The organism is Variovorax sp. YR634, assembly GCF_900106655.1.
Lineage (GTDB): Bacteria > Pseudomonadota > Gammaproteobacteria > Burkholderiales > Burkholderiaceae_C > Variovorax.
This window is the reverse complement of sequence record NZ_FNOL01000012.1, coordinates 20,495-44,768: the sequence shown is the minus strand read 5'-3', so window position 1 is coordinate 44,768 and position 24,274 is coordinate 20,495. Positions and strand designations below refer to the sequence as shown.

At 68.8% G+C, this 24,274-nt stretch carries 25 protein-coding genes and 1 pseudogene; 11 read left to right on the top strand and 15 right to left on the bottom strand.

Annotated elements, in window-relative coordinates; all coding sequences use genetic code 11:
- Positions 1–3: 3 nt before the first annotated feature.
- Positions 4–1,173, top strand: coding sequence for a M20 aminoacylase family protein (locus BLV60_RS20010; RefSeq protein ID WP_093057029.1), 1,170 nt, complete (start codon positions 4–6; stop codon positions 1,171–1,173).
- Positions 1,174–1,177: 4 nt separating this feature from the next.
- The gene (locus BLV60_RS20005) at positions 1,178–2,563 is read left to right on the top strand and encodes an L-serine ammonia-lyase (protein WP_176928848.1); all 1,386 of its coding nucleotides are present in this window, start codon (positions 1,178–1,180) and stop codon (positions 2,561–2,563) included.
- 12 nt (positions 2,564–2,575) lie between these two features.
- On the opposite strand, the gene BLV60_RS20000 is transcribed toward BLV60_RS20005, so the two are convergent.
- Together BLV60_RS20000 and BLV60_RS19995 are read right to left on the bottom strand one after the other, a co-directional pair.
- Entirely contained in the window at positions 2,576–3,184 is a 609-nt protein-coding gene (locus tag BLV60_RS20000) for a VOC family protein (protein ID WP_093057027.1), read from the bottom strand.
- A 34-nt stretch (positions 3,185–3,218) separates the two neighbouring features.
- On the bottom strand, positions 3,219–4,085 hold the full coding sequence (locus BLV60_RS19995) for a fumarylacetoacetate hydrolase family protein (RefSeq protein ID WP_093057026.1): 867 nt from the start codon (positions 4,083–4,085) through the stop codon (positions 3,219–3,221).
- Positions 4,086–4,212: 127 nt separating this feature from the next.
- On the opposite strand from BLV60_RS19995, the gene BLV60_RS19990 reads away from it, so the two are divergent.
- The 3 genes and pseudogenes from BLV60_RS19990 to BLV60_RS19980 form a co-directional block, all read left to right on the top strand.
- Complete coding sequence (locus BLV60_RS19990) at positions 4,213–5,130, top strand: LysR substrate-binding domain-containing protein (RefSeq protein WP_093057025.1); 918 nt, start codon at positions 4,213–4,215, stop codon at positions 5,128–5,130.
- A gap of 49 nt (positions 5,131–5,179) precedes the next feature.
- On the top strand, positions 5,180–6,010 hold the full coding sequence (locus BLV60_RS19985; RefSeq protein ID WP_093057024.1) for an isocitrate lyase/PEP mutase family protein: 831 nt from the start codon (positions 5,180–5,182) through the stop codon (positions 6,008–6,010).
- A 6-nt stretch (positions 6,011–6,016) separates the two neighbouring features.
- Positions 6,017–6,583 (top strand): annotated as a pseudogene (locus BLV60_RS19980) (uracil-DNA glycosylase family protein); the annotation flags it as partial.
- A gap of 28 nt (positions 6,584–6,611) precedes the next feature.
- Here BLV60_RS19980 and BLV60_RS19975 read toward each other — a convergent pair.
- Positions 6,612–8,267, bottom strand: a complete 1,656-nt coding sequence (locus BLV60_RS19975) for a hypothetical protein (RefSeq protein WP_093057165.1) — start codon at positions 8,265–8,267, stop codon at positions 6,612–6,614.
- 36 nt (positions 8,268–8,303) lie between these two features.
- Entirely contained in the window at positions 8,304–8,498 is a 195-nt protein-coding gene (locus BLV60_RS19970) for a YjiS-like domain-containing protein (RefSeq protein ID WP_093057023.1), read from the bottom strand.
- 106 nt (positions 8,499–8,604) lie between these two features.
- Here BLV60_RS19970 and BLV60_RS19965 point away from each other — a divergent pair, with 106 nt between their 5' ends.
- Positions 8,605–9,495: a LysR family transcriptional regulator gene (locus BLV60_RS19965; RefSeq protein WP_093057022.1), complete on the top strand. Its 891-nt coding sequence runs from the start codon at positions 8,605–8,607 to the stop codon at positions 9,493–9,495.
- Here the strand turns inward: BLV60_RS19965 and BLV60_RS19960 are convergent.
- The 5 genes from BLV60_RS19960 to BLV60_RS19940 form a co-directional block, all read right to left on the bottom strand.
- A complete protein-coding gene (locus BLV60_RS19960) occupies positions 9,482–11,086 on the bottom strand; it encodes a nitric oxide reductase activation protein NorD (protein ID WP_093057021.1) in 1,605 nt (534 codons plus the stop codon). The two genes, BLV60_RS19965 and BLV60_RS19960, sit on opposite strands and share 14 nt — an antisense overlap.
- Positions 11,083–11,901, bottom strand: coding sequence for a CbbQ/NirQ/NorQ/GpvN family protein (locus tag BLV60_RS19955; RefSeq protein ID WP_093057020.1), 819 nt, complete (start codon positions 11,899–11,901; stop codon positions 11,083–11,085). Before BLV60_RS19955 ends, BLV60_RS19960 begins: the two co-directional genes overlap by 4 nt.
- Positions 11,898–12,935 (bottom strand): aliphatic amidase, encoded by a 1,038-nt coding sequence (locus BLV60_RS19950; protein WP_093057019.1) that lies wholly within the window; start codon positions 12,933–12,935, stop codon positions 11,898–11,900. Before BLV60_RS19950 ends, BLV60_RS19955 begins: the two co-directional genes overlap by 4 nt.
- A 179-nt stretch (positions 12,936–13,114) precedes the next feature.
- Positions 13,115–13,606, bottom strand: coding sequence for a hypothetical protein (locus tag BLV60_RS19945; RefSeq protein WP_093057018.1), 492 nt, complete (start codon positions 13,604–13,606; stop codon positions 13,115–13,117).
- On the bottom strand, positions 13,603–14,541 hold the full coding sequence (locus tag BLV60_RS19940) for a LysR family transcriptional regulator (protein ID WP_093057017.1): 939 nt from the start codon (positions 14,539–14,541) through the stop codon (positions 13,603–13,605). The genes BLV60_RS19945 and BLV60_RS19940 overlap by 4 nt, the downstream gene beginning before the upstream one ends.
- A 95-nt stretch (positions 14,542–14,636) precedes the next feature.
- On the opposite strand from BLV60_RS19940, the gene BLV60_RS19935 reads away from it, so the two are divergent.
- Complete coding sequence (locus tag BLV60_RS19935; RefSeq protein ID WP_093057016.1) at positions 14,637–15,623, top strand: NAD-dependent epimerase/dehydratase family protein; 987 nt, start codon at positions 14,637–14,639, stop codon at positions 15,621–15,623.
- Between the two features lie 4 nt (positions 15,624–15,627).
- On the opposite strand, the gene BLV60_RS19930 is transcribed toward BLV60_RS19935, so the two are convergent.
- The 3 genes from BLV60_RS19930 to BLV60_RS19920 all read right to left on the bottom strand — a co-directional run bounded on the left by BLV60_RS19930 (position 15,628) and on the right by BLV60_RS19920 (position 18,497).
- Positions 15,628–16,572, bottom strand: a complete 945-nt coding sequence (locus BLV60_RS19930) for a glutaminase (RefSeq protein WP_093057015.1) — start codon at positions 16,570–16,572, stop codon at positions 15,628–15,630.
- Positions 16,569–17,477 carry a DMT family transporter gene (locus tag BLV60_RS19925; protein WP_093057014.1) on the bottom strand — a complete coding sequence of 303 codons (909 nt, stop codon included), beginning with the start codon at positions 17,475–17,477 and terminating at the stop codon, positions 16,569–16,571. The genes BLV60_RS19930 and BLV60_RS19925 overlap by 4 nt, the downstream gene beginning before the upstream one ends.
- Positions 17,478–17,543: 66 nt before the next feature.
- Positions 17,544–18,497: a LysR family transcriptional regulator gene (locus BLV60_RS19920; protein WP_093057013.1), complete on the bottom strand. Its 954-nt coding sequence runs from the start codon at positions 18,495–18,497 to the stop codon at positions 17,544–17,546.
- A gap of 114 nt (positions 18,498–18,611) precedes the next feature.
- On the opposite strand from BLV60_RS19920, the gene BLV60_RS19915 reads away from it, so the two are divergent.
- From BLV60_RS19915 to BLV60_RS19900, 4 genes are read left to right on the top strand one after another with little or no spacing between them, the layout of a single operon-like run.
- Positions 18,612–19,739: an aryl-sulfate sulfotransferase gene (locus tag BLV60_RS19915; protein WP_256329357.1), complete on the top strand. Its 1,128-nt coding sequence runs from the start codon at positions 18,612–18,614 to the stop codon at positions 19,737–19,739.
- Entirely contained in the window at positions 19,736–20,701 is a 966-nt protein-coding gene (locus tag BLV60_RS19910; RefSeq protein ID WP_093057011.1) for an ABC transporter substrate-binding protein, read from the top strand. The genes BLV60_RS19915 and BLV60_RS19910 overlap by 4 nt, the downstream gene beginning before the upstream one ends.
- Positions 20,698–21,453 (top strand): ABC transporter ATP-binding protein, encoded by a 756-nt coding sequence (locus tag BLV60_RS19905; RefSeq protein ID WP_093057010.1) that lies wholly within the window; start codon positions 20,698–20,700, stop codon positions 21,451–21,453. Before BLV60_RS19910 ends, BLV60_RS19905 begins: the two co-directional genes overlap by 4 nt.
- Positions 21,454–21,464: 11 nt before the next feature.
- Entirely contained in the window at positions 21,465–22,274 is an 810-nt protein-coding gene (locus BLV60_RS19900; protein ID WP_093057164.1) for an ABC transporter permease, read from the top strand.
- A 14-nt stretch (positions 22,275–22,288) separates the two neighbouring features.
- On the opposite strand, the gene BLV60_RS19895 is transcribed toward BLV60_RS19900, so the two are convergent.
- The 3 genes from BLV60_RS19895 to BLV60_RS19885 are packed head-to-tail and all read right to left on the bottom strand — an operon-like array spanning position 22,289 to position 24,266.
- Positions 22,289–22,792, bottom strand: coding sequence for a BON domain-containing protein (locus BLV60_RS19895; protein WP_093057009.1), 504 nt, complete (start codon positions 22,790–22,792; stop codon positions 22,289–22,291).
- Entirely contained in the window at positions 22,792–23,301 is a 510-nt protein-coding gene (locus tag BLV60_RS19890; RefSeq protein ID WP_093057008.1) for a flavin reductase family protein, read from the bottom strand. The genes BLV60_RS19895 and BLV60_RS19890 overlap by 1 nt, the downstream gene beginning before the upstream one ends.
- A gap of 41 nt (positions 23,302–23,342) precedes the next feature.
- The gene (locus BLV60_RS19885) at positions 23,343–24,266 is read right to left on the bottom strand and encodes a LysR family transcriptional regulator (RefSeq protein WP_256329355.1); all 924 of its coding nucleotides are present in this window, start codon (positions 24,264–24,266) and stop codon (positions 23,343–23,345) included.
- Positions 24,267–24,274: the final 8 nt, after the last annotated feature.

The following is a 24,274-nucleotide window of genomic DNA, read 5'->3' as shown; positions in this document are numbered from 1 at the left end:
GCCATGTACCGCGACCCCGACATCGACGAAGACACCCGCGCCCGCATGCTGAGCTGGCGCCGCGACATTCACGCCAACCCCGAGACCGCCTTCGAGGAACACCGCACCGCCAACGTCGTCGCCAATGCGCTGATGCTGATGGGCCTGACGGTGCATCGCGGCCTGGCCGGCACTGGCGTGGTCGGTACGCTGAAGAACGGCGAGGGCCCGGGCATCGCGCTGCGCGCCGACCTCGATGCGCTCAACATGCAGGAGCTGGGCACGCAGGCGCATGCCTCCAAGTGCGTCGGCAAGATGCACGCCTGCGGCCACGACGGCCACACCGCCATGCTGCTCGGCGCGGCCGAGCACCTGTCGCGCCACAAGCCCTTCAAGGGCACGGTGCACTTCGTGTTCCAGCCCGCCGAAGAGAACGAGGGCGGCGGGCGCGTGATGGTGGAAGAGGGCCTGTTCGAGCAGTTCCCGGCCGATGCTGTGTACGGCATGCACAACTTCCCGGCCCTGCCGCGCGGCCAGTTCGCGATCCGCAAGGGCACGATGACGGCCTTTCTCGACACCTTCGAGATCGTCATCACCGGCAAGGGCAGCCACGGCGCCATGCCCGAGACCGGCATCGATTCGGTGGTCGTCTCGGCCCAGCTGGTGAACGCGCTGCAAACCATCGTGAGCCGCCGCACCGGCGCGACCGATTCGGCGGTGGTGAGCGTCACGCAGATCCACGGCGGCGACACCTGGAACGTGATCCCCGAGACTGTGGTGCTGCGCGGCACCGTGCGCACGCTCGACCCCGTCATTCAAGACCAGACCCAGGCCGCGATGCAGCAGATCTGCGACGGCGTTGCAGTCACGCACGGCGCCCGGGTGGCGCTCGACTACCGTCGCGGCTACCCCGGCGTGGTCAACACGCCCGCCGAGACCGACGCCGCCATCGCCGCCGCCGCCAGCCTGGTCGAGCGCGAGCAGGTGCACACCGACATCCCGCCGGCCATGGGCTCGGAAGACTTCGCCTTCATGCTGCAGAAGCGCCCGGGTGCCTACATCGGCATTGGCGCGGGCGAGGGCCCGAACGATCCGAACGTGCACAACCCGTACTACGACTTCAACGACGCCATCCTGCCGCTGGGCGCCGCCTACTGGGTGGCGCTGGTCAAACAGCAGCTTCCCGTCGCATGATGCGCTGATGCTCTCTGCCTTCGACATCTTCAAGATCGGCATCGGCCCGTCCAGTTCGCACACCGTCGGGCCGATGCGCGCGGCGCTGCTGTTCGCGCAATCGCTCGAGCGGCGCGGCGTGCTCGCGCAAGTGGCGCGGCTGCATGTTGACCTGTTCGGTTCGCTCGGCGCCACCGGGCACGGCCACGCGACTGACCAGGGCGTGATCCTCGGGCTCTTCGGCGATGCGCCTGACACGGTGCGGCCCGAGACCGTGCAGCCGCGGCTGGAAGCGCTTCGCCGCACCGGCCAGCTGAGTCTGCTGGGCACCACGCCCATTGCCTTCGACCGCGTGCGCGACATCGCCTTTCGCGGTGAAGAGTCGCTGCCCGAACACCCCAACGCCATGCGCTTCACGGCCTTCGCGGCTGACGGCGGCACGCTGGCCGAGGCCACGTACTTCTCGGTCGGCGGCGGCTTCGTCGTCGAAGGCGGGCAGGCCGTGGCCGCAACGGTGGCGGCTGCTTCCGCCGTGCCGCATCCCTTCACCACCGGCGACGAACTCATGGCGCAATGCCATGGCAACGGCCTGTCGGTGGCCGCGCTGGTCATGCGCAACGAATGCGTGTGGCGGCCCGAAGCCGAGGTGCGCAGCGGCCTGCTGCGCATCTGGGGCGTGATGCAGCAGTGCGTGCAGCGCGGCTTCGGCATCGACAACCCGTTGGCCGCGCTTGCGTTGCCCGGCCCGCTGCGCATGCGCCGCCGCGCCCCCGAGCTGAACCGCGAGTTGTTGGCGCAAGCCGGTGCGGCCGACCCGCTCGCGGTGATGGACTGGGTCAATGCCTTCGCGATGGCGGTGAACGAGGAGAACGCAGCCGGCGGCCGCGTGGTCACCGCACCCACCAACGGCGCTGCGGGCGTGGTGCCCGCGGTGATGCACTATTACCAGCGCTTCGTGCCGCAGGCGAGCGACGAAGGCATCGTCGACTTCCTGCTCACCGCGGCGGCCATCGGCATGCTCTACAAGACCAACGCTTCCATTTCGGGTGCGGAGGTCGGTTGCCAGGGCGAGGTGGGCGTGGCCTGCTCGATGGCGGCCGGCGCGCTGGCCGCGGTGCTCGGCGCCACGCCGGCGCAGGTCGAGAACGCGGCCGAGATCGGCATGGAACACAACCTCGGCCTGACCTGTGACCCGGTCGGCGGCATGGTGCAGATCCCCTGCGTCGAGCGCAACGCCATGGGCGCGGTGAAGGCCATCAACGCGGCGCGCATGGCTCTGCGCGGCAACGGCAGCCACTACGTGTCGCTCGACGCGGTGATCCGCACCATGAAGCAGACCGGCGAGGACATGAAGTCGACGTACAAGGAAACCTCGCTCGGCGGCCTCGCGGTGAACGTGGTGGAGTGCTGACCGCGCCGAAGCTCAGGGCACGAACATGTCCCACGGCGCCTTGCCCTCCGGCAGCCGGGGCCGTTCGGTGAGCGAAGCCAGTGGCTCGCCGGCCTCGAAGCGCGCAGCCAGCGCTTCGGGGTCGAACACCACGCCCATGAAGTTCTCGGCATAAGCGCCACTGGCGAAGAAGGCGCTGACTTCCTCGGCTGTTTCGAACACGTCGTGCTGCAACTCGAGCCGGTGGCCGTCGGGGTCGCGGTAGTACATCGAGATGGTCGGCCCGTGGTTGATGCACCAGTAGGGCCGGATGCCGCGCGCGGCCAGGCGGCGATGGTTGGCCAGCAATTCGCCGAGCGAGCCGTAGGTGAAGGCGATGTGCTCCAGGCCCGTGCTCGCGTCGGCTTCGTGTTTCAGCTCCGGTCCTGCGATCAGGCCGATGCGGTGGTGCTCGTCGTCGTAGGTCAGGAAGCACAGCATCTCGTTCTCGAACGCGGCATGGGCCTGCAGCACGTCGAGGTACCAAGCACGCGAACGCGCCAGGTCGCTCACGCGCAGCACTACGTGCGCCAGCTTGACGGGGCTGAGCGCGGTGCGCGTGAAGTCGGGTAGCGGGCGTACCGGGGTCGCAATGTCGTTCATGGGTGTCTCCTTCTTTCTTTGGGGGGCGCAACGCTCAGCCGGCGGGTTCGGCAATCACGCGGTTCTCGATGTGGCCGATGCCTTCGATCTCCACGCGCACCACGTCGCCCGGCACCAGGTAGCGCGGCGGGTCCATCAGCCCGCCGACTCCAGCGGGGCTGCCGGTGCTCAGCACGTCGCCCGGCTCCAGCGTGAAGGCGGTGCTCAGTTCGACCAGCATGGCCTCGATGCGGTGGATCATCTGCGCGGTGTTGCCGTCCTGCCGCAGCTCGCCGTTGACCCAGGTGCGCAGCCGCAGCGCGTGCGGGTCGGCAATCTCGTCGCGCGTCACCAGCCAGGGCCCGAAGGGGCCGTGCGTGTCGAAGGACTTGCCCAGCGTGTGCGTGGGCGCGCGCATCTGCCAGTCGCGCACGCTCATGTCGTTGACCACCACGTAGCCCGCGACCATGGCCATCGCGTCTTCCGCGCGCACGTGGCGGCAGCGCCTGCCGATGACCACGCCGAGTTCGCCCTCGTAGTCGAACTGGTCGGACACGCGGGGCTTGTGCACCGCATCGAAGGGGCCGGCCACGCACGACACCTGCTTGTTGAACCACACCTGGCCCGGTGGCCGAACGAGCCCCAGCTTCGCGGCCTCCTCCAGGTGCGAGGCGTAGTTGCCGCCGAGCCCCAGGAACTTCTGCGGCGCGGGAATGGGCGCCGCCAGCCGCACGCCGGCCAGTGCCACGCGGGGTGCTTCCGCGAGCGCAGCGTGCAGCCACGCCACGCCTTCGTCGCCGCACGCAAGGAGTTCGCGCAGCCCGGGCGGCGCGCCGGGCTGGTCCGTCAGGTCGGCGATTTCCTCGTTTCGGACCACGCCGAAGCGAAGGGCGTCGCGGTGGTGGAAGCTGGCGAGTTTCATGGCGTGTGCTGGAACGGGTGGTTGACCGACAGGGAGCGATCGATGATGCTGGTGGAACGAACGCAGAACAATTCGCCCGGCATGAACGGATCGTTCTGCCGGTGGAACGAAAAACAGAACGAGAGACATGGAAGACCTCAACGACCTGGCGCTCTTCGCCCACGTGGTGACGCAGCAGGGCTTCAGCGCAGCGAGCCGGCACCTGGGCATTCCCAAGTCGCGCCTGAGCCGCCGCATCTCGCGGCTCGAGGAGCGCCTGGGCGTGCGACTGCTGCAGCGCAGTTCGCGCCGCCTGCTGCTCACCGGCGTGGGCCGGGAGTTCTACGAGCGCTGCCAGGCCACGGTGGCGGCGGGCGACGAAGCCTTCGACGTGCTGCGCCAGGCCACCTCGCAGCCGCAGGGCCTGCTGCGCGTGAGCTGCCCGTTCACCCTCGCGCAGTTCTGGCTCACGCCGCTGATTCCGGCCTTCATGCGTGCCTGCCCCGGCGTGCGGCTGCAGCTGGAAGTGAGCAACCGGCGCGTCGATCCGATGCAGGAGAACATCGACGTGGTGCTGCGCGTGCGGCGCCCGCCCTTCGAGGACTCCAGCCTCATCGCCCGGCCGCTGGGCTCCACCGTCGACGTGCTGCTGGCCAGCCCCGCGCTGCTGGCGCAGCTTGGCGCGCCGCTGGCGCTCGCCGATCTGGCCGCATGGCCCGTGCTGTCGTTGCCCGCAGAGAACGACCGCTACCGCTGGGCGCTGGAACGCGGCGCGCAGGTGCAGGAATTCGGCTTCACGCCGCACTTCGTCACCGACGACATGTTCGCGCTCAGGCATCTCGCGGAGCAGGGCATGGGCCTCACGCTGTTGCCCGAGATCATGTGCCGCGATGCGCTCGCCGAAGGCCGCCTGGTGCGCGTGTGCGGCGAATGGGCCTGCGCGACCAGCGAGATCCAGGCCGCGTTCGCTTCCCGGCGCGGCATGCTGCCGGCGGTGCGCGCCTTCATCGACTACCTGCTGCAAAACCCGCCGGGCGAGGCTGTCGCGCGGACAGGCTTATCCTGACCGACCCTTCTTTCGTTCCAACTCCCGCAAAGCAAACCGAGGCACTGCAATGACCCGTACCGTCGCCGAGAAACGCGCCGACTTCCGCGCCCTTCACGAACAAGGCTGCTTCGTCATTCCGAACCCCTGGGACACGGGCAGCGCGCGCTTCCTCGAAGGCCTGGGCTTCAAGGCGCTGGCCACCACCAGCTCGGGCTTTGCGTGGTCGCAGGGTCAGGCCGATGGGGCGATGTCGCGCGAACTCATCCTGGCGCACTTGCGTGAGCTGGTGGAAGCCACCGACCTGCCCGTAAATGCCGACTTCGAGAACGGCTTTGCCGCCGATGCGCAGGGCGTGGCCGAGAGCGTGCGCCTCGCGATCGAGACCGGTGTGGCGGGTCTGTCCATCGAAGACTCGACGGGCAACGCCGCCGACCCGCTCTTTTCCATCGACGTGGCGGTCGAGCGCATGCGCGCCGCGCGCAAGGCCATCGATGCATCGGGCGCCGACGTGCTGCTGGTCGGCCGCGCCGAGAACTTCTTTGCCGGGCGACCCGACCTGGCCGACGCCATCGCGCGGCTCAAGGCCTATTCGAACGCGGGTGCCGATTGCCTCTACGCGCCCGGCATCAAGACCCGCGAGCAGATCGCGGCCGTGGTTGCTGCCGCAGGAGGCAAGCCGGTCAACCTGCTGGTGGGTGCGGCCAGCGAGCTCACGATGCAGGACATTGCCGGGCTTGGCGTGCGCCGCGTGAGCGTGGGCGGCGGCATGGCGCGCGCGGCCTGGGGCGGCTTCATCCGCGCTGCGCGCACGCTGGCCGACCAGGGGCGCTTCGACGGCTTTGCAGATGCCGCACCGGGCGCCGAGCTCAACGCCTTCTTCCGCCCGTTCGCCGGCTGAGGCACCGTGGATGCGCTGCTCGCCGAGATCCGCGCCTGCCGCGTGTGCGAGGCGCATCTGCCGCTGGGCCCGCGGCCGGTGGTGCAGGCCAGCGCGAGTGCCCGGCTGCTGATCGTCGGCCAGGCGCCCAGCATGACCGTGCACCGCACGGGCGTGCCGTGGGACGACAAGAGCGGCGAGCAGCTGCGCCGATGGCTCGGCATCGACCGCGACGTGTTCTACGACGCGACGCGCATTGCGATCATGCCGATGGGCTATTGCTACCCGGGGCGCGGTGCCAGCGGTGACCTGCCGCCGCGCAAGGAATGCGCCGAGCTGTGGCACGAGCGGCTGCTCGCGCAGATGTCGCGCATCGAACTGACGCTGCTCATCGGGCAGTACGCGCAGCGCCACTTCCTCGGCAAGACGGCGCGCGGCAGCGTCACCGAAACCGCCCGGGCCTTTGCCGACTACGCGCCGCGTTTTGTTCCGCTGCCGCATCCATCGCCGCGCAACACGGGCTGGTTCAAGCACCACCCGTGGTTCGAGAGCGATGTGCTGCCGGTGCTGCGCGAGCGGGTGCGGGAAGCGCTGTTTTCGCCCACGCCATCGCCGCCTGCAACTAGGGCGTTGACTTCGCGCGCCGCGCCGCAGGCCGGCGCGGCGGCTTTGCCTCCAGCACCAGCTCGGCCGGCAGCGCGTCGTTCCATGATTCGGTGAAGTAGGCGCGGTCGCTCGGCACCAGCTGGGGCAGCGCTTCGCGCAGCAGGTCCAGCGATTGTTCCGCCGCCTTCAGGTCGCCCGCGTGCGCCGCATACCAGGCGTGCTCGAACAGCAGGCTGCAATGCTGCAGCCCCGGGTAGCGGCGGCGCCCCGCCTGGTGGTCGCCAAGCCGCGCTTGCGCCACGTCGACCCAGCGCGCGGGCCAGTGCGTCGCATCGAAGGCATCGGCGAGCGGACCGGCCAGCTTCGAGATGGCGGCCGGGTCCAGTGGCTTCTGCGCACGGAACTGCGCGAGCGTGGGCTGCTTCTCTGGCCGGCAGTGCCCGCGCGCGATGCGCATCAGGTAGATCGCATTCCACGCCGAGCGGCCCTGGCCGTCGGTGTGGCCGCAGAGCCATTCGCTGAAGGCGATCCATTGCACCGCGCGCCGCGTGGTGTCGGCCTTGCCGTCGTGTGCAAGCGCGGGCAGGTCGGACAACCCTACGCGATCGAACAGCCATGCGGCCATGCCCATGTTGGCGGCCACGTGCTGCGCCGCGTCGAAGGAGTGCGATTCGAAGGCGGCTGCCAGCGCCTCGCCGAAGCGGCGCAGTGATTCTTCGGCCAGCGCGGCCGCCGCCGGCTTGTCTTCGGCCGACAGCGCCAGCGCGCGCGAGCGGCACACCAGCGCCCACAGGTTGCACCACTCGAAGCGCACGTCGGGGTGGTGCCGCAGCACCAGCCCGCGCGCCGCATCTTCGGCCATGCCGCCCAGCAGCGACTGCGCCAGCGGCAGGTCGCGCGCGGTGTAGGCGCACCATGCGGAGACGATGCATTCCATCGCGCCGAGGTAGTCGTTGCCCGCCACGTGGTGCGCGAGCCGCTGCTTCTTCAACGCCTGCAGCCGCCGACGCGCCTGCTCGTTGTCGCCGAGCCGGCGCCACAGCATGGCCTCGTTGAGCGTGACCAGCGCGCGCTGGAAGTCGGTGGCTGCCAGCGTGCCGGCGAGGCGGATCGACTCGAGCGCGCTCCCGTTGCCACTGCCGTTCCCGCCCGCCACCGGCGCCATCAGCCGGCCCTGCCGCGCCGCCTGCTGCGAGGCGACAAGCTGCTTCCAGAAAGCCGCGTCCTGCAGATGCACCGCGTCGGGCGGCGGCGAGCCGGTGGCTTGGGCTTTGCGCGAACGCAGGCCGAGGAACGACGCCACTTCGGCAGCCGTGGCCGCGCGGCCTTGCACCAGCACGCGCACGCGCTTGGCCTCGGTGGCGGGCAGCCAGAACGGGCCCTGGCTGCGCCGCTCGGCATTCAGGAAGCGGGGCTCGCGCTGCGTGTCTTCGCCCCAGCCGACCTCGATGTTCCAGGCCTTGAAGTCGCGGAACGCGCGGCTTACGACCATGCGCAAGGTGCTGGCATCGGACACTTCGCCGCGCAGGTCGGCCAGCCGCACGATGCCGGCGCCGGCATCGTGCGCATGCTGCATGCGCACCAGCAGCCAGAGCGATTGAAAGGCCGCGCGCCGGCCGTTGACCGACTGCGGCGAGGTGAGTTCGATGGAAAGGAGAGCAGGCTTGGGCACGCCCGAATTGAACCTCAAAACGGGCGCAGAACCTGATCAGTGCCGATGGCGGTCCAGCAACTCGGGCACTTCGCTGCGCCCGATACCCAGGTCGCGCAGATCATGGTCGCTCATGCCGGCCAGTTGCCGCGAGTCGGCGTGCGCGCGGCGGCTGTTCACCACCCGGCGGCGCCAGCCGCGCAGGGCATGGATCAGGCGTTGATGAAAAGACGATGGCTTGGGCGCGGTCACGATGGGCTCCTTGGTTGGGAGCGCTCATCTTCCGGCGGTGCATGCTATTGTGGAAGTTGAGATTCCTGACACTTCCCATCACCTTTACTGATACTGAGGCGACCCGATGCGACAGCTCAACCTCGATCAACTGCGCACCCTCATCGCCATCGTCGATCTCGGCACCTTCTCGGCGGCGGCCAGGGCGCTGCACCTGGCGCAGCCCACGGTGAGCCTGCACATCAGCGAACTCGAATCGCGCCTCGACGCGCCGCTGGTGGTGCGCGGCAACCGGCGCATCACGCCCACGGCCGCCGGAGCGGCGCTGGTCGAGCGCGGACGCAAGCTGCTGCGCGACACCGACGACGCCGTCGAAGCAGTCAAGCGCCAGGCCGAAGGGCGCGTGGGCCGCGTGCGCCTGGGCACTTCGACCGGCGTGCTGGTCGACCTGCTGCCGCAGGTGCTCGAAGCGCTGGGGGAGGAGCATTCGGGCATCGACGTCGAAGTGAGCATCCGCGGCTCCTACGAGGCCATGGAACGGCTGGCGGCGGGCACGCTCGACATTGGCCTGGTCGCCATTCCGCAGCCGCCGCTGCGCGGCATCGTCGTCACGCCGTGGTGCGAGCAGCCCATGATGGCCTTCGTGCCGCAGCGCTGGAAGGCGCCCAGGCGCGTCACGCCGGCCTGGCTGGCGACGCAGCCGCTGATCTTCAACGAGGCGACCACGCACATGTACCGGCTCACGATGGAGTGGTTCGCAGATGCCGGCTTCGCGCCGCGCGCACGCATCGAGCTCAACTACGACGCGGCCATGCGCAGCCTGGTGGCGGCGGGCTATGGCGCCGCGCTGCTGCCGCTGCAGCAGTCCACCGACACGGTGCGCAACGACCGCATGCAGATCCTGCCGGTGAGCCCGAAGCTCACGCGCCGCGTGGGCATTGCGCATCGCCAGCACGCGATGCTCGACGGCGCGACGCTGAGCGTGCTGGAGGTGCTGACGGCGTTCAGCCAGGCCTGAGCATCCCGAGCCGGGCGCTCATGCGCGCCAGGCGCTGGGGCAGCGTGCGCACATCGTCGGCAATGCCGTGGTTGCGCCAGCCGAAGATGCGGCGCACATAGGCATCGGCCGCGCCGTCCACCGCAATGCAGGCGGTGTGCACGCCGGCTTCGCGCGCCTCGGCCACGGCCTGGCGGGCGTCTTCGACCAGGTAGTTGGGGTCGTGCACGTCGATGTCGGAAGGCGCGCCGTCGGTCACGAGCAGGATCGCGCGCTGGCCCGCGGGCTCGCCGCGCAGGTGCGAGGTCGCATGGCGAAGCGCGGCGCCCATGCGCGTGGAGTAGCGCCCCTGCACCGCGCCGATGGTGGCGCGCGACGCGGCATCGAGCGGCTGGCCGAAGTCGAGCAGGCGGTAGTAATAGACCTCGGCGCGCGTGTTCGACGAAAAGCCGTGAATCGCGAGGCGGTCGATGCCTTGCGTGTTCGATGCGGCAAGCAGCAGGGCGGCCCGCTTTTCGATGTCGAGCAGCGAGACGGTGTGCGGGCCCGCATCGTTCGCCGATGCCGACAGGTCGAGCAGCACGAGCAGGCTCGAAGGGCGCGGGCCCTTGCCGGGGCGCATGAACAGGCGGGGGGCGGGCTGCAGGCGCAGGCGGCGGTCGATCAGCACTTCGATGGCAGCGTTCAGGTCGATGTCGTCGCCTTCCCATTGGCGGCGCAGCCGGTGCGTGCGGTCGAGATGGCGGGAGCGGGGCAGGGCGAGCGGAGGGATGCGTTTGCTGTCGGCCGTGGCTTGCTCGCGCAGTGTGGTGAGGCCTTGCCATGCGGGCAGCTTCTCGATCACCGTGCACCAGCCGGGGCGCAGGCGCTCCAGCTTGCGGTCCCATTCGGGGTAGGTGTAGCGGCCCAACTCCATCTCATCCATGCCGCCGGCTGACGGGTGGCTGCTGCCTTCACCAAGCGCACCCGATTGCTGGAGCGCGATGGCCTCGTCCGGCGGTGTATCGGCGTCGCCGAAATCCCAGAGGTAGCTGTTGTCGTCGCGATAGGGCGCGGGCACCGCGTAGTCCCGAGGCTCGAAGCGCACGCGCATCTGGCCGAGGTCGTTGGCAAGGATGGAGGCGACGGCGCGGAAGGCGTCGCAGTCTTCAAGGCCAGTGCGTGCGACGGTTTCGTCGAAAAGGCGGCGGGCCTTGTTGACCCAGTGGTTGTCGTCCTGCCATGCGGGCAGCATCAGCATGCGGTCCATGCGCGCGACGAGCGCCGCGAAGCCCAGGTCCAGCGGGTCGGGCACGGACGCCAGCGATTCAGCGAACCAACCGTGCAGGCCGGGGAAGTCGCGGCACAGCAGGCGTTCGACGCGGGCGTCCTCGATGGCCGAGATCACCGCGATGCCCATGGGCTTGAGCGCACGCGCCGGGCGGGCGGGCGTGGAGTGGCGCAGGTGCGCGACCGCATGCGCGACCATGGCGCGATGCAAGCGTTCTTCGCCCGCGCCCTCGGGCAGCAACAGGCGCTTGCCGACCAGCACGACGCGCGTTCCGGCCAGCGCCTGCACTTCGACATCGATGCCGGCAAGGCCACGGGCCAGCAGCGACAACGCAGCGTTCATCCGAACTGCGCTTCGACAAAGCCCTGTAGCGCGCTCGCCATGTCGGGGTCGTCGGTCAGCGCGCGCGTCATCGTCATCTCGCAGCTCTCGCGCGGCGTCACGCCGTCGCGGATCAGCACGCCCGCATAGATCAGCATGCGCGTCGACACGCCTTCGTCGAGCCCCCGGTGCTTCAGCTCGCGCGAGCAGCGCGCGATGGCCACCAGCTTCGTCGCGAGGTCGAGTTCGATGGCGGCTTCGTGCGACACGATCTCCGCTTCGAGCGCGCTGTCGGGGTAGTCGAATTCCAGCGCCGCGAAGCGCTGGCGCGTCGAAGGCTTCATGTCCTTCGCGCTGCTCTGATAGCCGGGGTTGTATGACACCACGAGTTGAAAGTCGGGATGCGCGCGCACCAGCTCGCCCTTCTTGTCGAGCGGCAGGATGCGCCGCGCGTCCGTCAGCGGGTGGATCACCACGGTCGTGTCCTGCCGCGCTTCCACTACCTCGTCGAGATAGCAGATGCCGCCGTGCCGCACGGCGAGTGTCAGCGGCCCGTCGTGCCAGGCCGTGCCGTTGGCGTCGAGCAGGTAGCGCCCTACGAGGTCGGAGGCCGTCATGTCCTCGTTGCAGGCCAGCGTGACCAGCGGCCGGCCCAGCGACCACGCCATGTGCTCCACGAAGCGGGTCTTGCCGCAGCCGGTCGGGCCCTTGAGGATCAGCGGCATGCGGTGGCGGTACGCCTGCCGGTACAGCGCCACCTCGTTGCCCGCGGGCCGGTAGAAGGGCTCGGTCTCGATGCGGTAGGCAGCCAGCGGATCGGGAACCGCCGCGTTCATCGGTGCTGGGCCGGCTCGTTCGGAATGCCCTCGATGGGGCATTCCGGCGTGCCCACCGTGCTGCGCGTGAACGACTCCACCATTTCGCGCGTGCCCTCTGGGTCGTTGATCCACTTCGTGTAGAAGTTGTACGGGCAGGCTGCCACGCCCTTGTCGCCGTCGCCGGAGTTGATGGTGCCGGTGTAGCCGCGGTGCACGAGCTTGAACAGGTGGTTCTGCGACTGGCCGTTCTTGCGCGCATCGCGGATCAGGCCCATCGAGAGCTCGGCGTAGTTGATGCCCATCTCTTCCTCGCCGCATTCGCCCAGCGTGCGGCCGTCGAAGCCGATCAGCGCCGAGTGGCCGAAGTACGAGTACACGCCGTCGAAGCCCGCCGCGTTGGCCACCGCCACGTAGGTGTTGTTCATGAAGGCCATGGCCTTCGACACCATGATCTGCTGCTCCTTGGCCGGGTACATGTAGCCCTGGCAGCGCACGATGAGCTCGGCGCCGCGCATCGCGCAGTCGCGCCAGATCTCGGGGTAGTTGCCGTCGTCGCAGATGATCAGGCTGATCTTCATGCCCTTGGGGCCATCGCTCACATAGGTGCAGTCGCCCGGATACCAGCCCTCGATGGGCACCCACGGCATGATCTTGCGGTACTTCTGGACGATCTCGCCCTTGTTGTTCATCAGGATCAGCGTGTTGTAGGGCGCCTTGTTCGGGTGCTCCTCGTGGCGCTCGCCGGTCAGCGAGAACACGCCCCACACGTTGGCGCGGCGGCAGGCGTCGGCAAAGATCGCGGTCTCCTCGCCCGGCACGGTGGCCGCGGTGTCGTACATCTCCTTGGCGTCGTACATGATCCCGTGCGTCGAATACTCCGGGAAGATCACCAGGTCCATGCCCGGCAGGCCCTTCTTCATGCCGACCAGCATTTCGCCGATCTTGCGGGCGTTGTCCAGCACCTCTGCCTTGGTGTGCAGGCGGGGCATCTTGTAGTTGACGACCGCGACGCCCACGCAATCGTTGCTGCTCGAAATATCACCATGTCTCATGACGCTGCTCCTGAAGGATGGTTGAGAAAGAAAACAAACAAAAAAGGCCCGAACCGGGGTTCAACCGGTTCGGGCCTGTCTGTCTGCGGTGCAACGGGTTCGTGTCGTCGAAGCCGATTGTTCTCAACTCAGCGCGGGCTGCACATACGTCATTTCGCTGATTGCGGTGGGTGCTGTGTTCAGCGGGGGCGTGCGTAGCCGGATTCGATCCAGGCGGTGGCGCTGGAGGCGGTGAGCCTGAAGGCGGGCGACACGTTGACGCTGGCGAGCTCGGAGTCGTCGGCGTCGTCATAGGCGGTGAGCGTGGCCGAGGGGTTGTCCTCGTCGGGCACGATGCCCAGGGCCACGCGAATGCGCTGGTCGTTGCGCGCGGTGACGGTCACGCTCTTGTTGAGCGTGGCGTGCAGCTGCTGCTCGTGGCGGCGGATGACTTCGGCGGCGGTCTTCACCAGCGTGGAAAAGGCGGGGCCGTCGAGCGGCTTCGGGTTCTTCTTGTCGCGGCCCATGGTCCAGGGGCCGACCAGTGCCGGCTCGGGGTCGCCGTGGCGGGTCATCTCGACGGCCCAGCCGTCGTCTTCCTCGTTCTTGATGATGCGGGCGGTCCAGCGGTCGTCGCGCCAGAGGCGGTCTTCCTGCAGGGGGAGGGTGTCGGAGTCTGTCGGGTCGGTCATTCGGGTGTCGTTGGTCTGGCGCGGGGTATTTTCGCCTCTGCCGCAGGGCCGCCGATGTAGAGCGAGAGGCCTTCGACCAGTGCGTCGAAGGCGGCGCGGCAGCGCGGGCTGTTGCGCAGGTCTTCGTGCATCGTGACCCAGGTGTCGAGCTTCAGCGAGAAGGTGCGCGGCATCAGCCGCACCAGCGCGTCGTTGCGCCTGGCCAGCGCCACCTGGCAGATGCCGACGCCCGCGCCCGCACGGATCAGCGCCAGCTGCGCGAGGTCGCTGTCGGTGCGCAGCGAAAAGCCATCGCGCGAAAAGACCTTGAGCGACTTGCCCGCGTTGCGCACGAAGGCCGAGGGCTGGTCGTAGCCGATCACCGAATGCGCGGCCAGCTCCTCCAGCTTGCGCGGCGTGCCGTGGCGGGCGAGGTAGTCGCGGTGCGCATGGAAGCCCAGCTCGATGTTGCCGATGCGGCGCGCCAGCAGCTGCTCTTGCCTGGGCCGCACCATGCGCACGGCGATGTCGGCTTCGCGCTGAAGCAGGTCCTGCACGCGATTGGTCGACACCAGCTCGACCTTCAGCGCCGGGTGCGCCTCGCGCAGCCGCGCCACGATGGGCGGCAGCACTTCGACGCTGACCACCTCGCTGGCCGACACCCGCACCACGCCGCGCACGCCTTCGCCCTGGCTGCTGGCGGCCCGCTCCAGCGAGGCGGCGGTGCTTTCCATGGCCTCGGCGTGCGCGCGCAGCGACAGCGCCACCTCGGTGGGAAGCAGCCCTGTCTGCGAGCGCGTGAAGAGCACCACGCCCAGCGCCTCTTCGAGCGCTGCCACGTGGCGCCCGGCCGTGGGCTGCGTGATGCCGAGCGCGCGCGCCGCGCCCGAGAGAGAGCCCTCGCGCAGCACGCCGAGGAAGGAGCGGTACAGCTCCCAGCCGATATTCGAAGTCATACATAAATGTATGGCCGATGGCTCATGTTCGGCAATTCCAATCGAACCCTGCCGAACCCAGAATTCCTCCATTGACAACTGTTCTGGAGCATTTCATGGCACGCAACGACACGGTTCTGATTCTTGGCGCAACGGGCGGCATCGGCGGCGAGGTAGCCAGCCAGCTGCGCGATGCGGGCTGGGAGGTGCGCGCGCTCAAGCGCGGCGCGACCGAAGGACGCAGGGACGGCATCACCTGGCTGGCTGGCGACGCAATGGATGCGCAGGCCGTGCGCCGGGCCGCGAAGGGCTGCTCGGTCATCGTGCATGCGGTCAACCCGCCGGGCTACCGCCGCTGGTCGGAGCTGGTGCTGCCGATGCTCGACAACACCATCGCCGCCGCGAAGGCCGAAGGCGCGACGATCGTGCTGCCCGGCACGGTCTACAACTTCGGCCCCGATGCCTTCCCGCTGCTGGCCGAAGACTCGCCGCAGCATCCGGCCACGCGCAAGGGCGCGATCCGCGTCGAGATGGAACGGCGCCTCGAAGACGCCAGCCGCCAGGGTGCCCGCGTGCTGATCGTGCGCGCCGGCGATTTCTTCGGACCGAAGGCCGGCAACAACTGGTTCTCGCAGGGGCTGGTGAAGGCGGGCCAGCCCGTCAAGGGCGTGAGCTATCCCGGCCGCGCCGGCATTGGCCACCAGTGGTCGTACCTGCCGGACGTGGCCCGCACCATGGTCGAGCTGCTGGCGCGGCGTGACCGGCTCGAAGCCTTCGCCCGCTTTCACATGGCCGACCATTGGGACGCCGACGGCACGCGCATGAGCGATGCCATCCGCAAGGTAGTTGCTCGCCGCACAGGTGCCAAGGTGAGTGTGTCGGCCTTTCCGTGGTGGCTGCTGGCGCTGGCCTCGCCCTTCGTCACCACCTTCCGCGAAATGCGCGAGATGCGCTACCTGTGGCAAACGCCCGTGGGCATGGACAACGCGAAGCTGGTTGCCTTCCTGGGTCGTGAGCCGCACACGCCGCTCGACGAGGCAGTGGAGGCCGCGCTGGAAGGCATGGGCAGCCTGGCCACGGCGCCGGTGGCCATGGCGGCCTGATCGATCAGAAGACCGACAGCCCCGTGCGCGCGACGAAGAGCTCCAGTGCCTTCATGCCCAGCAGCGAATTGCCGGTGGCATCGAGCGCGGGCGACCACACGCACAGCGTGAGCCGGTCGGGCACCACCGCCACGATGCCGCCGCCCACGCCGCTCTTGCAGGGCAGGCCGATGGAAAAGGCCACGTCGCCCGCCGCGTCGTAGGTGCCGCAGGTGAGCATCAGCGCGTTGATGCGGCGCGTCTGCCGCTCGCCCGTGATCTCGGGCTCGCCGTCGATCGGGTGCGCCCCGTCGCGGCACAGGAAGGCGGCGGCGCGCGCCAGCTGGCGGCAGCTCATGCGCAGCGAGCACTGGTGGAAGTAGGTGTCGAGCACGGTCGCGACGTCGTTGTCGATCTTGCCGAAGCTCTTCATGAAGTTGGCCAGCGCGACGTTGCGAAAACCCGTGTCGGCCTCCGACTGCGCCACTTCGTCGTCGAAGCCGATGGACTCGCCACACAGGCTGCCCATGAGCGCGAGGATGTCTGCCTTCGCGCTGCCGCCGGTGGCCTTCGCCTGGCTCACCAGCCGGTCGGCCACCGCGATGGCGCCGGCATTGATGAACGGGTTGCGGGGCTTGCCCTGCTCGTTTTCGAGCTGCACCAGCGAGTTGAACGGATTGCCCGAGGGCTCGCGCCCGATGCGCTCCCACAGCGCGTCGCCCATGCGCTGCATGGCGAGCGTGAGCGTGAACAGTTTCGACACGCTCTGGATGGAGAAGGGCGTCTCGAAGTCGCCCGCGCCGGCTTCTTCGCCCTGGCAGGTACGCAGCGAAATGCCGAACTGCCGCGCGTCCACGCGGGCGAGCGCCGGGATGTAGCTCGCGACGGTGCCACCCTGGCCGAGCTGCGGGCGCAGCGTGGCGACGATTTCGTCGAGAACGGGCTGGAAGTTCGTTGTGGTCTTGCTCATGCCGAGCGTTGTACCGCAGGCCGCCGGTTCACCAGCACGATGCCCAGCGCCACGCCGGCCAGCGCCACGATCAGCTGCGCCGTGAGCGGCTCTTTCAGCAGCACCACGCCGAACACCAGCGCGAACAGCGGCGTGAGAAAGGTGAAGGACGACATCTGCGTGGCCGGGTAGTGCCGCAGCAGCCACATCCACGCGAGGTAGCTGGCGAAGGCGCCGACCACCGTCTGCAGGCCGATGGAAGTCCAGGCCCACGCGGAATACGAAAAGCCCCGGTGCTCGCCGAGCGCCAGCGACAGCACCGGGCACACCGCCGCCGTGACCGCCACTTGATAGAACAGCGTCTTCTCCGCACTGGCCGTGGCCAGGCGCGTGGTGCGCAGCGTGAGCGTGGTCAGGCCCCAGAGCATGCCGGCCGCCAGCGCCATGCCGTCGCCGATGAGCTGCGACGAACTCATGTGGCCGAAGCCCTCGCTGAAGGCCAGCACCACGCCCGAGAACGCAATGAACAGCCCCAGCCACTGGAAGCCCCGTAGCCGCTCGGCCGGCACCCAGCGCGGCAGCAGCAGCGACACCCAGAAAGGCGCGGTGTAGAGAAACACCGTGAGCCGCGAGGCGCTGGTGTGCTGCAGCCCCAGGTAGATGCCGGCGAACTCGCCAGAGAACAACAGGCCGGCCAGCAAGCCGGGCCACAGCGTGCCGTCGCGCTCGAACAGTGGCACGCCTCGCGATACACACCACAGCCACAGCAGTACCGTGGCGCCGATCATGCGGATCGAGGCCTGCCACATCGGCGGCACCTCGGCCACGGTGGTCTTGATGAGGATCTGCTGCAGGCCCCAGAAGGCGCAGCAGGCAATGAGCAGGCCGATGGCGAGGGAGTCGAGGTGGGTCTTGCGCTGGATCATTCGGGGCCGGTCAGTCGCGGCGGGTTGCCGCGTAATTCATCCGATGATCGTATCGTGCCAGCGTGTTTACTGTGCGAACCCGGTCAGCGAAGGCAGCGGCGCGCGCTGCTCGAAGCGCTTTTCGATGGCCAGCAGCGCAGCCTCCAGGAACTGCAGGAACATGCCCATGGCCACCGCCGTGGTCTGGCCCGCGCGCTGATAGAGGCAGCTGAACGAGCGCGCCCCCGCGTCGGCCAGGCCGGTCCACACCAGCGTGCCGCGTTCCACGTCTTCGGCCACGTTCTCGGGAATGAGAAAGCCGATGCCCGTGCCGCCGGCCACCAGCCGCCGCACCATCGCGACCGAGCTGGTCTCCACCAGCGGGCGCACCTTGCGGTGCTCGCGGTGGTCGATCTGGTCGACCATGGCGCGCAGCTCGGTGTCGGGCGTCATGAGGATCAGCGGGTGGTCCAGGCAGTCGCGCAGCCGCGGCAGCTTGCCCAGCGCCGCCAGCGGATGGCCGGGCGGCGTGACCAGGCCCAGGTGCTGCGGAAACGCGCGTATCTCTTCCACGCCGGGCGGCGGCTTGCGGCGCAGGCAGAAGCCGATGTCCGATTCGCCGTTGGCCACCCACTTCAGGATGTTCTCGCCGCTGCCCGAGCGCACGCTGTAGGTCACGCCCGGGTAGTTCTTCATGGCCGCCTCGATGACCTCGGGCACCAGCTGTTCGGCCGACGAATGCGACACCGCCAGGTTGATGTGCCCGCGCCTGAGCGACCGCAGGTCTTCCACCTGGGCCATGGCGTTGTCGAAGTCGCGCTGCCCGCGCCGCACGGCGGCCACCATGATCTCGCCGGCCGTGGTCAGCTGCATGCCGCGCGGCAACCGGTCGAACAGCGGCGTGCCCACCTGTTCCTCGAGGTTGAGCACCTGCTGGTGCACGGCGGCCGCCGTGAGATGCAGCGCCTCGGCGGCCTTGCGCACCGAGCCGCGGCGGGCCACTTCGTCGAAACAGCGGAAGGTCTGGGAGATGGCGCGCATGGTGCCGGGAAGTGTATGGATTTTCTATACGCACCGTACGAAACAAACAGATTTTCCTGACGGGCGATGCGGCCTAGATTCGCACCACTCTTCAAACTCCCGAGGTTCGCTTCCGTGACCACAACCACCGTCGACCAGATCACCCAGCGCCGCCGCGGCACCGGCCTGATCGCCCACGACCCGGCGCTCAGCGCCGGCGGCTACACCCTGATCGCGCCGCAGACCGATGACGGCAACGTCTACCTGATCGACATCGAGGGCCGCGTCGCGCACCAGTGGAAGATGCCCGTGCGCCCGGGCCGCGCGGCGGTGATCCTGAAGAACGGCAACCTCGGCTACAACGGCAACCACGCGAACTCGCCCGAGATCTACGGCGCCTGGTCGCTGTGGCACGGCGGCGATTTCTACGAGGCCACGCCAGAGGGCGAGATCGTCTGGCGCTTCGAAGACCCGACGCACCACCACGACGCCCGCTGGCTCGAAAACGGCCACCTGCTGTACGCCGGCTGCGCGCCGGTGCCGGCCGGCTTTGCCGAGCGCGTGCCGGGTGGCACCGCCCACGGCCCCGGCGAGGCGATGTACGGCGACGTGATCCGCGAGGTCGACCGCGACGGCAAGCTGGTGTGGGAATGGAAGGCCTGGGAGCACCTGGCGCCGGAAGACTTCCCCATCCACCCCGGTTTCGGCCGCACCCACTGGCCGCTGGTGAACGGCCTGGACGTAACGCGCGAGGGGCTGGTGCTGATGAGCCTGCGCACCACCTCCGGCATCGTCGGCGTCGACAAGGCCACGGGAGGTGTGAAGCTGCACATTCCGCCCTCGGTGCTGTCGCACCAGCACGCGCCCGTCGCGCTGGCCAACGGCCACATTCTTGCTTTCGACAACGGCAACTTCCGCACCGGCAAGCATGTGGCGTTCTCACGCGTTCTCGAAATCGACCCGGCCTCCAACGAGGTCGTGTGGCAGTACGCGGACGAACTGGTCAACGCGTTCTACACCGCCTACATGGGCAGCGCGCAGCGCCTGCCCAACGGCAACACGCACGTCACCGAGTCGGCCACGGGGCGCCTGTTCGAGGTCACGCCGGCCGGCGAGGTGGTGTGGGAGTACGTGATTCCCTGGTTCGCCGAATACCCGGACGAGGCCGCGCGCAAGTACGTGCCCGGCCGGCAGAACAGCGTGTTCCAGACCTTCCGCTACAGCGCGGCGCAACTTCCATGGCTCAAGGTTTCCGCATCATGATTTCTTCCGCCCTTCGCATTGCGTTCCCGTTGGCGCTGGCGGCGGTGCTGCCTCTTCTCGCGCAGGCTGCCGACGCTCCCAAGCCCGTGCGCATCCTCAGCAACTGGTTCGCCCAGCCCGACCAGGCCGGCTACTGGCAGGCCCAGCAGGACAAGCTCGGCAAGGAAGCCGGCATCGAGATCAGCGTGCTGCAGGGCGGCCCGAAGATCCAGACCATTCCGCAGGTGGCCTCGGGCCAGGCCGAGTTCGGCATCGGCAATGCCGACGACGTGCTGCTGGCCCGCCTGCGCGGCGCGCCGGTGCGTGCGGTGTTCGCGCACCTCGACTACGTGCCCTACACGCTGGTCTACCACGCCGACCCGGCCGTGAAGTCCATCGCCGACCTGCAGGGCCGCACCTTCGCGGTGAACATCGGCAACGCCTACTGGGAGTGGACGAAGAAGCAATACAAGCTCGCCGGCACGCGCGAGATCCCGGTGAGCGGCGACCTGAGCCTGTTCCGCAACGACCCGAAGATGGTGCAGCAGGGCTACTCGCTCTTCCTGCCCGCGCGCATGGCCGCGGCCGGCGTGCAGGTGCAGCAGGTCACGCTGGCGTCGCTGGGCTACCGGCCCTACGACGTGCTGTTCACCACCGACGACATGATCCGAAAGAACCCCGCGCTGGTGAAGGCCACCATCGCGGCGGTGCAGAAGGGCTGGGCCAACTACGTGCGCAACCCCTCGGGGCTGAAGCCGCTGATCACCGGCATGAACAAGCAGATGACGCCCGAGATCTACGACGCGGCCAACAAGGAAATGATCGAGACGCTGATCTCGCACGACCTCGGCCGCATCGGCTGCATGACCGACGCGCGCTGGAGCGAGCTTGCGGGGCAGCTGCGCAGCGTCAACTTCCTGCCGGCGAACTTCGACGCGAAGCAGGGCTACGACCGCACGCTGGTGCCGGGCTGCAACCCATGAGCGGCGCGGCCGTCGGGCTGGAGGGCGTGTCCAAGCGCTTCGACTCCGGGTTGCAGGCGCTGGGCACGGTCGACCTCGCGCTGCGCCCCGGCGAATTCGTCTCCATCGTCGGACCTTCTGGCTGCGGTAAGTCGACGCTGCTGCGCATCATGGCGGGGCTGATCGCGCCGAGCACGGGCCGTTGCACGCGGCCCGACGGCATCGAGACCGCCTTCGTGTTCCAGGAAGCCGCGCTGCTGCCCTGGCGCACCGTGGAGCGCAACGCGCAGCTGCTGATGGAGCTCGAAGGCCATGCGCCCGCGAGCTACCGGGCGCGTGCGGCCGAGGCGCTGAAGCTGGTGGGGCTTGCGGGCTTCGAGAAGTCGTACCCGCACCAGCTTTCGGGCGGCATGCGCATGCGGCTGTCGCTGGCGCGCGCGCTGGCGTTGCGGCCGGGGCTGCTGCTGCTCGACGAGCCACTGGCGGCGGTCGACGAACTCACGCGCGACGTGCTGCAGGAAGAGCTCTCGTCGTTGTGGCGCCAGGCCGGCTTTACCGCCGCGCTGGTCACGCACAACGTGCATGAGGCGGTGTACCTGTCGAACCGGGTGGTGGTGATGTCGCCGCGGCCGGGGCGCATCCTCGACGTGATCGACGTGCCTTTCGAATTCCCGCGCGCGCCCGAGTTGCGCGCCAGCGCCGGCTTTGCGGCGCTTACGGGACAGGTGACGGCGGTGCTGCGTGCGCAGCACCATGCGCAAGCCGTGGCTTGAGGGAGATGGCGATGACCCGATCCGATTCTTCTTCTTCGGCCATGGCTTTCGTGCGCAACGCCGCCCCCGTGCTGGTCGTCGCGCTGCTCGCCATCGGCCTGTGGTGGCTGCTGAGTGCCACCGTCTACCAGGGCAAGGGCTATCTGCTGCCGTCGCCGCAGGAAGTGGCGGCAGCCACGGCCGAGAACGCTGGCGTGCTCGCAGGCGCGACGCTGTCCACGCTGAAGGAGGCGCTGCTGGGCTATGCGCTGGCCATCTTCCTCGGCATCGCAGGCGCGGCGGTGCTGGCGCAGTCGCGGCTGCTGGAGCGCAGCCTGTACCCGTACGCGGTGCTGCTGCAGACCGTACCGGTGGTGGCGATCGCACCGCTCATCGTGCTCTGGTTCGGCTACAACGAGCTGTCGGTGGTGATCGTCAGCTTCATCATGTCGCTGTTCCCCATCATCAACAACACGATGCTGGGCCTGCGCTCGACCTCGCGCAATCTTGCGGAGCTGTTCGCGCTGCACCGCGCGAGCGGGCTGGTGTCGTTCTGGAAGCTGCGGTTGCCGGGTGCGCTGCCGCACATCTTCGCGGGGCTGCGCATCTCGGCAGGGTTGTCGGTGATCGGCGCCATCGTGGGCGAATTCATCATCGGCTCGGGGAATGCCGAAGGCGGGCTGGGCGTGCAGATCGTGTTCGCGCAGGGGCGCATGTACACCGCACTGCTGTTCGCCGAGGTGATCGCGGCGACGCTGCTGGGCTTTCTGTTTTTCCTGGTGGTGAGCGCGATCGGCCGGCTGCTGCTGCGGCACTGGCACGAATCGGCATTGGGTAACTGAACGCTGCGCTCGCCCTATTTCGCTGTGGCCACCGGGTACGGCGGCTTGCCGCGCGGACCCACCATCAGGTCAGGCACCACGGTCTCCACATCGGGCAATGCACGCGCCGCGCGTTCCAGCTTCTTCGCCAGCGCCGCGTTCGGCACGCAGCCCTGCAGGTACACCCAGCGGCGCTGGATCATGACCCACACGCTGCCCTTGTTCACTCCGGGCACCGCCAGCAGCGCGGCGCGCACCTTGGGCGCGAGGGGCTTGTCGTAGCGGTAGGCGTTGCTGTCGGTGCATTTGCCGGCCAGCCAGCAGCTGGTGCCGCGCTCCAGCCGCGAATGGGTCTGCATGCGGCGCTCTTCGGCGGTGTAGAACGGCCCCTCGGGCATGGCGCAGGCCGGCAGGCCCGCGGACACCTGGAAGAACGGGTCGTCGAACCAGTTCTGCTTGAGCGGCCCGTTCGCTTCCTGCGCCATGCCGGTCTGTGCGGCAAGCAACAAGACAGACGACAGGAGCGCAGGGCGGTTCATTACAAGGGATGCTCGGTGTAGAAGCGCCCGCCGTGGAACAGCAGCGGCGAGGCGCCCGCGTCGTGCGTGCAGCGCTCCACCTCGCCCACGAAGATCACGTGGTCGCCTTCGTCATAGCGGCTGCGGTTGAAGCACTCGAAGCTGGCCGCCGCGCCTACCAGCACCGGCGCACCGCCGAGGCCCTCGGTGAAGGCCACGTCGGCCCAGCGGTCGATGTTCTTGGTGGCGAAGCGCTCGGCCAGCGCCTTCTGGTTGGCCGCCAGGATGTTCACCGTGTAGTGCGAGCCGGTGCTCAGTGCGGGCATCGAGCCGGCCGCGCGTGCAAGGCTCCACAGCACCAGCGGCGGTGCCAGCGACACCGAGTTGAACGAGTTGGCGGTGAGGCCGACCAGCGTGCCGTCGGCCGCGCGCGCAGTGACCACGGTGACGCCGGTGGCGAACATGCCGAGCGATTCACGAAACTCGTCGGTCGAAAAGGAGGGCGGCTGGGCCCGGCGGGGAGTGGTCACGAAAGAGGCTGGGCGGTGGTCGGCAGGAGGGCCATTTTGGCTCAGCGCCCGGCGGGCTGCCTGACCGAGCCCATCAACTCTGTCACCAGGCGGGTATAGACGGTGGCGGCGGCCGAGGGCGTTCGGCCCGCGAGCGTCACCAGGCTGTAGTGCGTCTGCATGCGGGCAAAGCCGGCCACCGGCAGGGGCACGAGGGCGTTGGTGTCGGTGTTCAGGGCCGGCGCGTGGGGCGCGAGGATGACCGCGTTGGCGGTCAGGGCCAGGTGGCGCAGGGTGCCGGCGTCGTCGCAGGTGACGTTGAACACGCCGCGGTCGTCGCGCTGGATCTGGCTGTCGAAATACGCAGCCACCTCGGCGGGGAGGTTGGGGCCGGCCACGGGATAGCGCATGGCTTTTTCCAGCGTTACCTGCTTCAGCCGGCGCAGCGGGTGCTTCGGCTGCACGAAGAACGAGACGGGCAGGTCGGGCAGCCGGGCAAGCTTGAGGCCGGGCTGCTTCTTCAGGTCGCGGGTGTCGGCGATAAACAGGTCGAGCTGGCGCCGGTGCAGGCGCTCGCTGAGCGTGGCGGTGTCGGCCACTTCCATGCGCATCAGGAGTTGCGGATGGCGCTGCGTCATCAGCGACAAGGCCATGCGCCCGAGCGTGCTCGCGGCGAAGGGACCGAGCCCCACGGCGAGGCTGCCGATGGCCAGGCCTTCGAGCTGCAGCACGTCGCGCTGGATCTGCTGCGCATCGGCCAGCAGTTCGCGGGCACGCGCCAGCACGAGCTCGCCGGCTTGCGTGAAGCGCACGGTGCCATAGGCCCGGTCGATCAGGCGCGCCTGCAGGTTGTCTTCCAGGGTGTCGATGCTGCGCGAGAGCGCGGGCTGTGACAGGTGCACGGCCTGCGCTGCGCGGCCGAAGCTGCCCTGCTCGGCAAGGGCAACAAGATGCTGGAGCTGGCGCAACTGCATTTTGCGTTTCACTTAAAAAG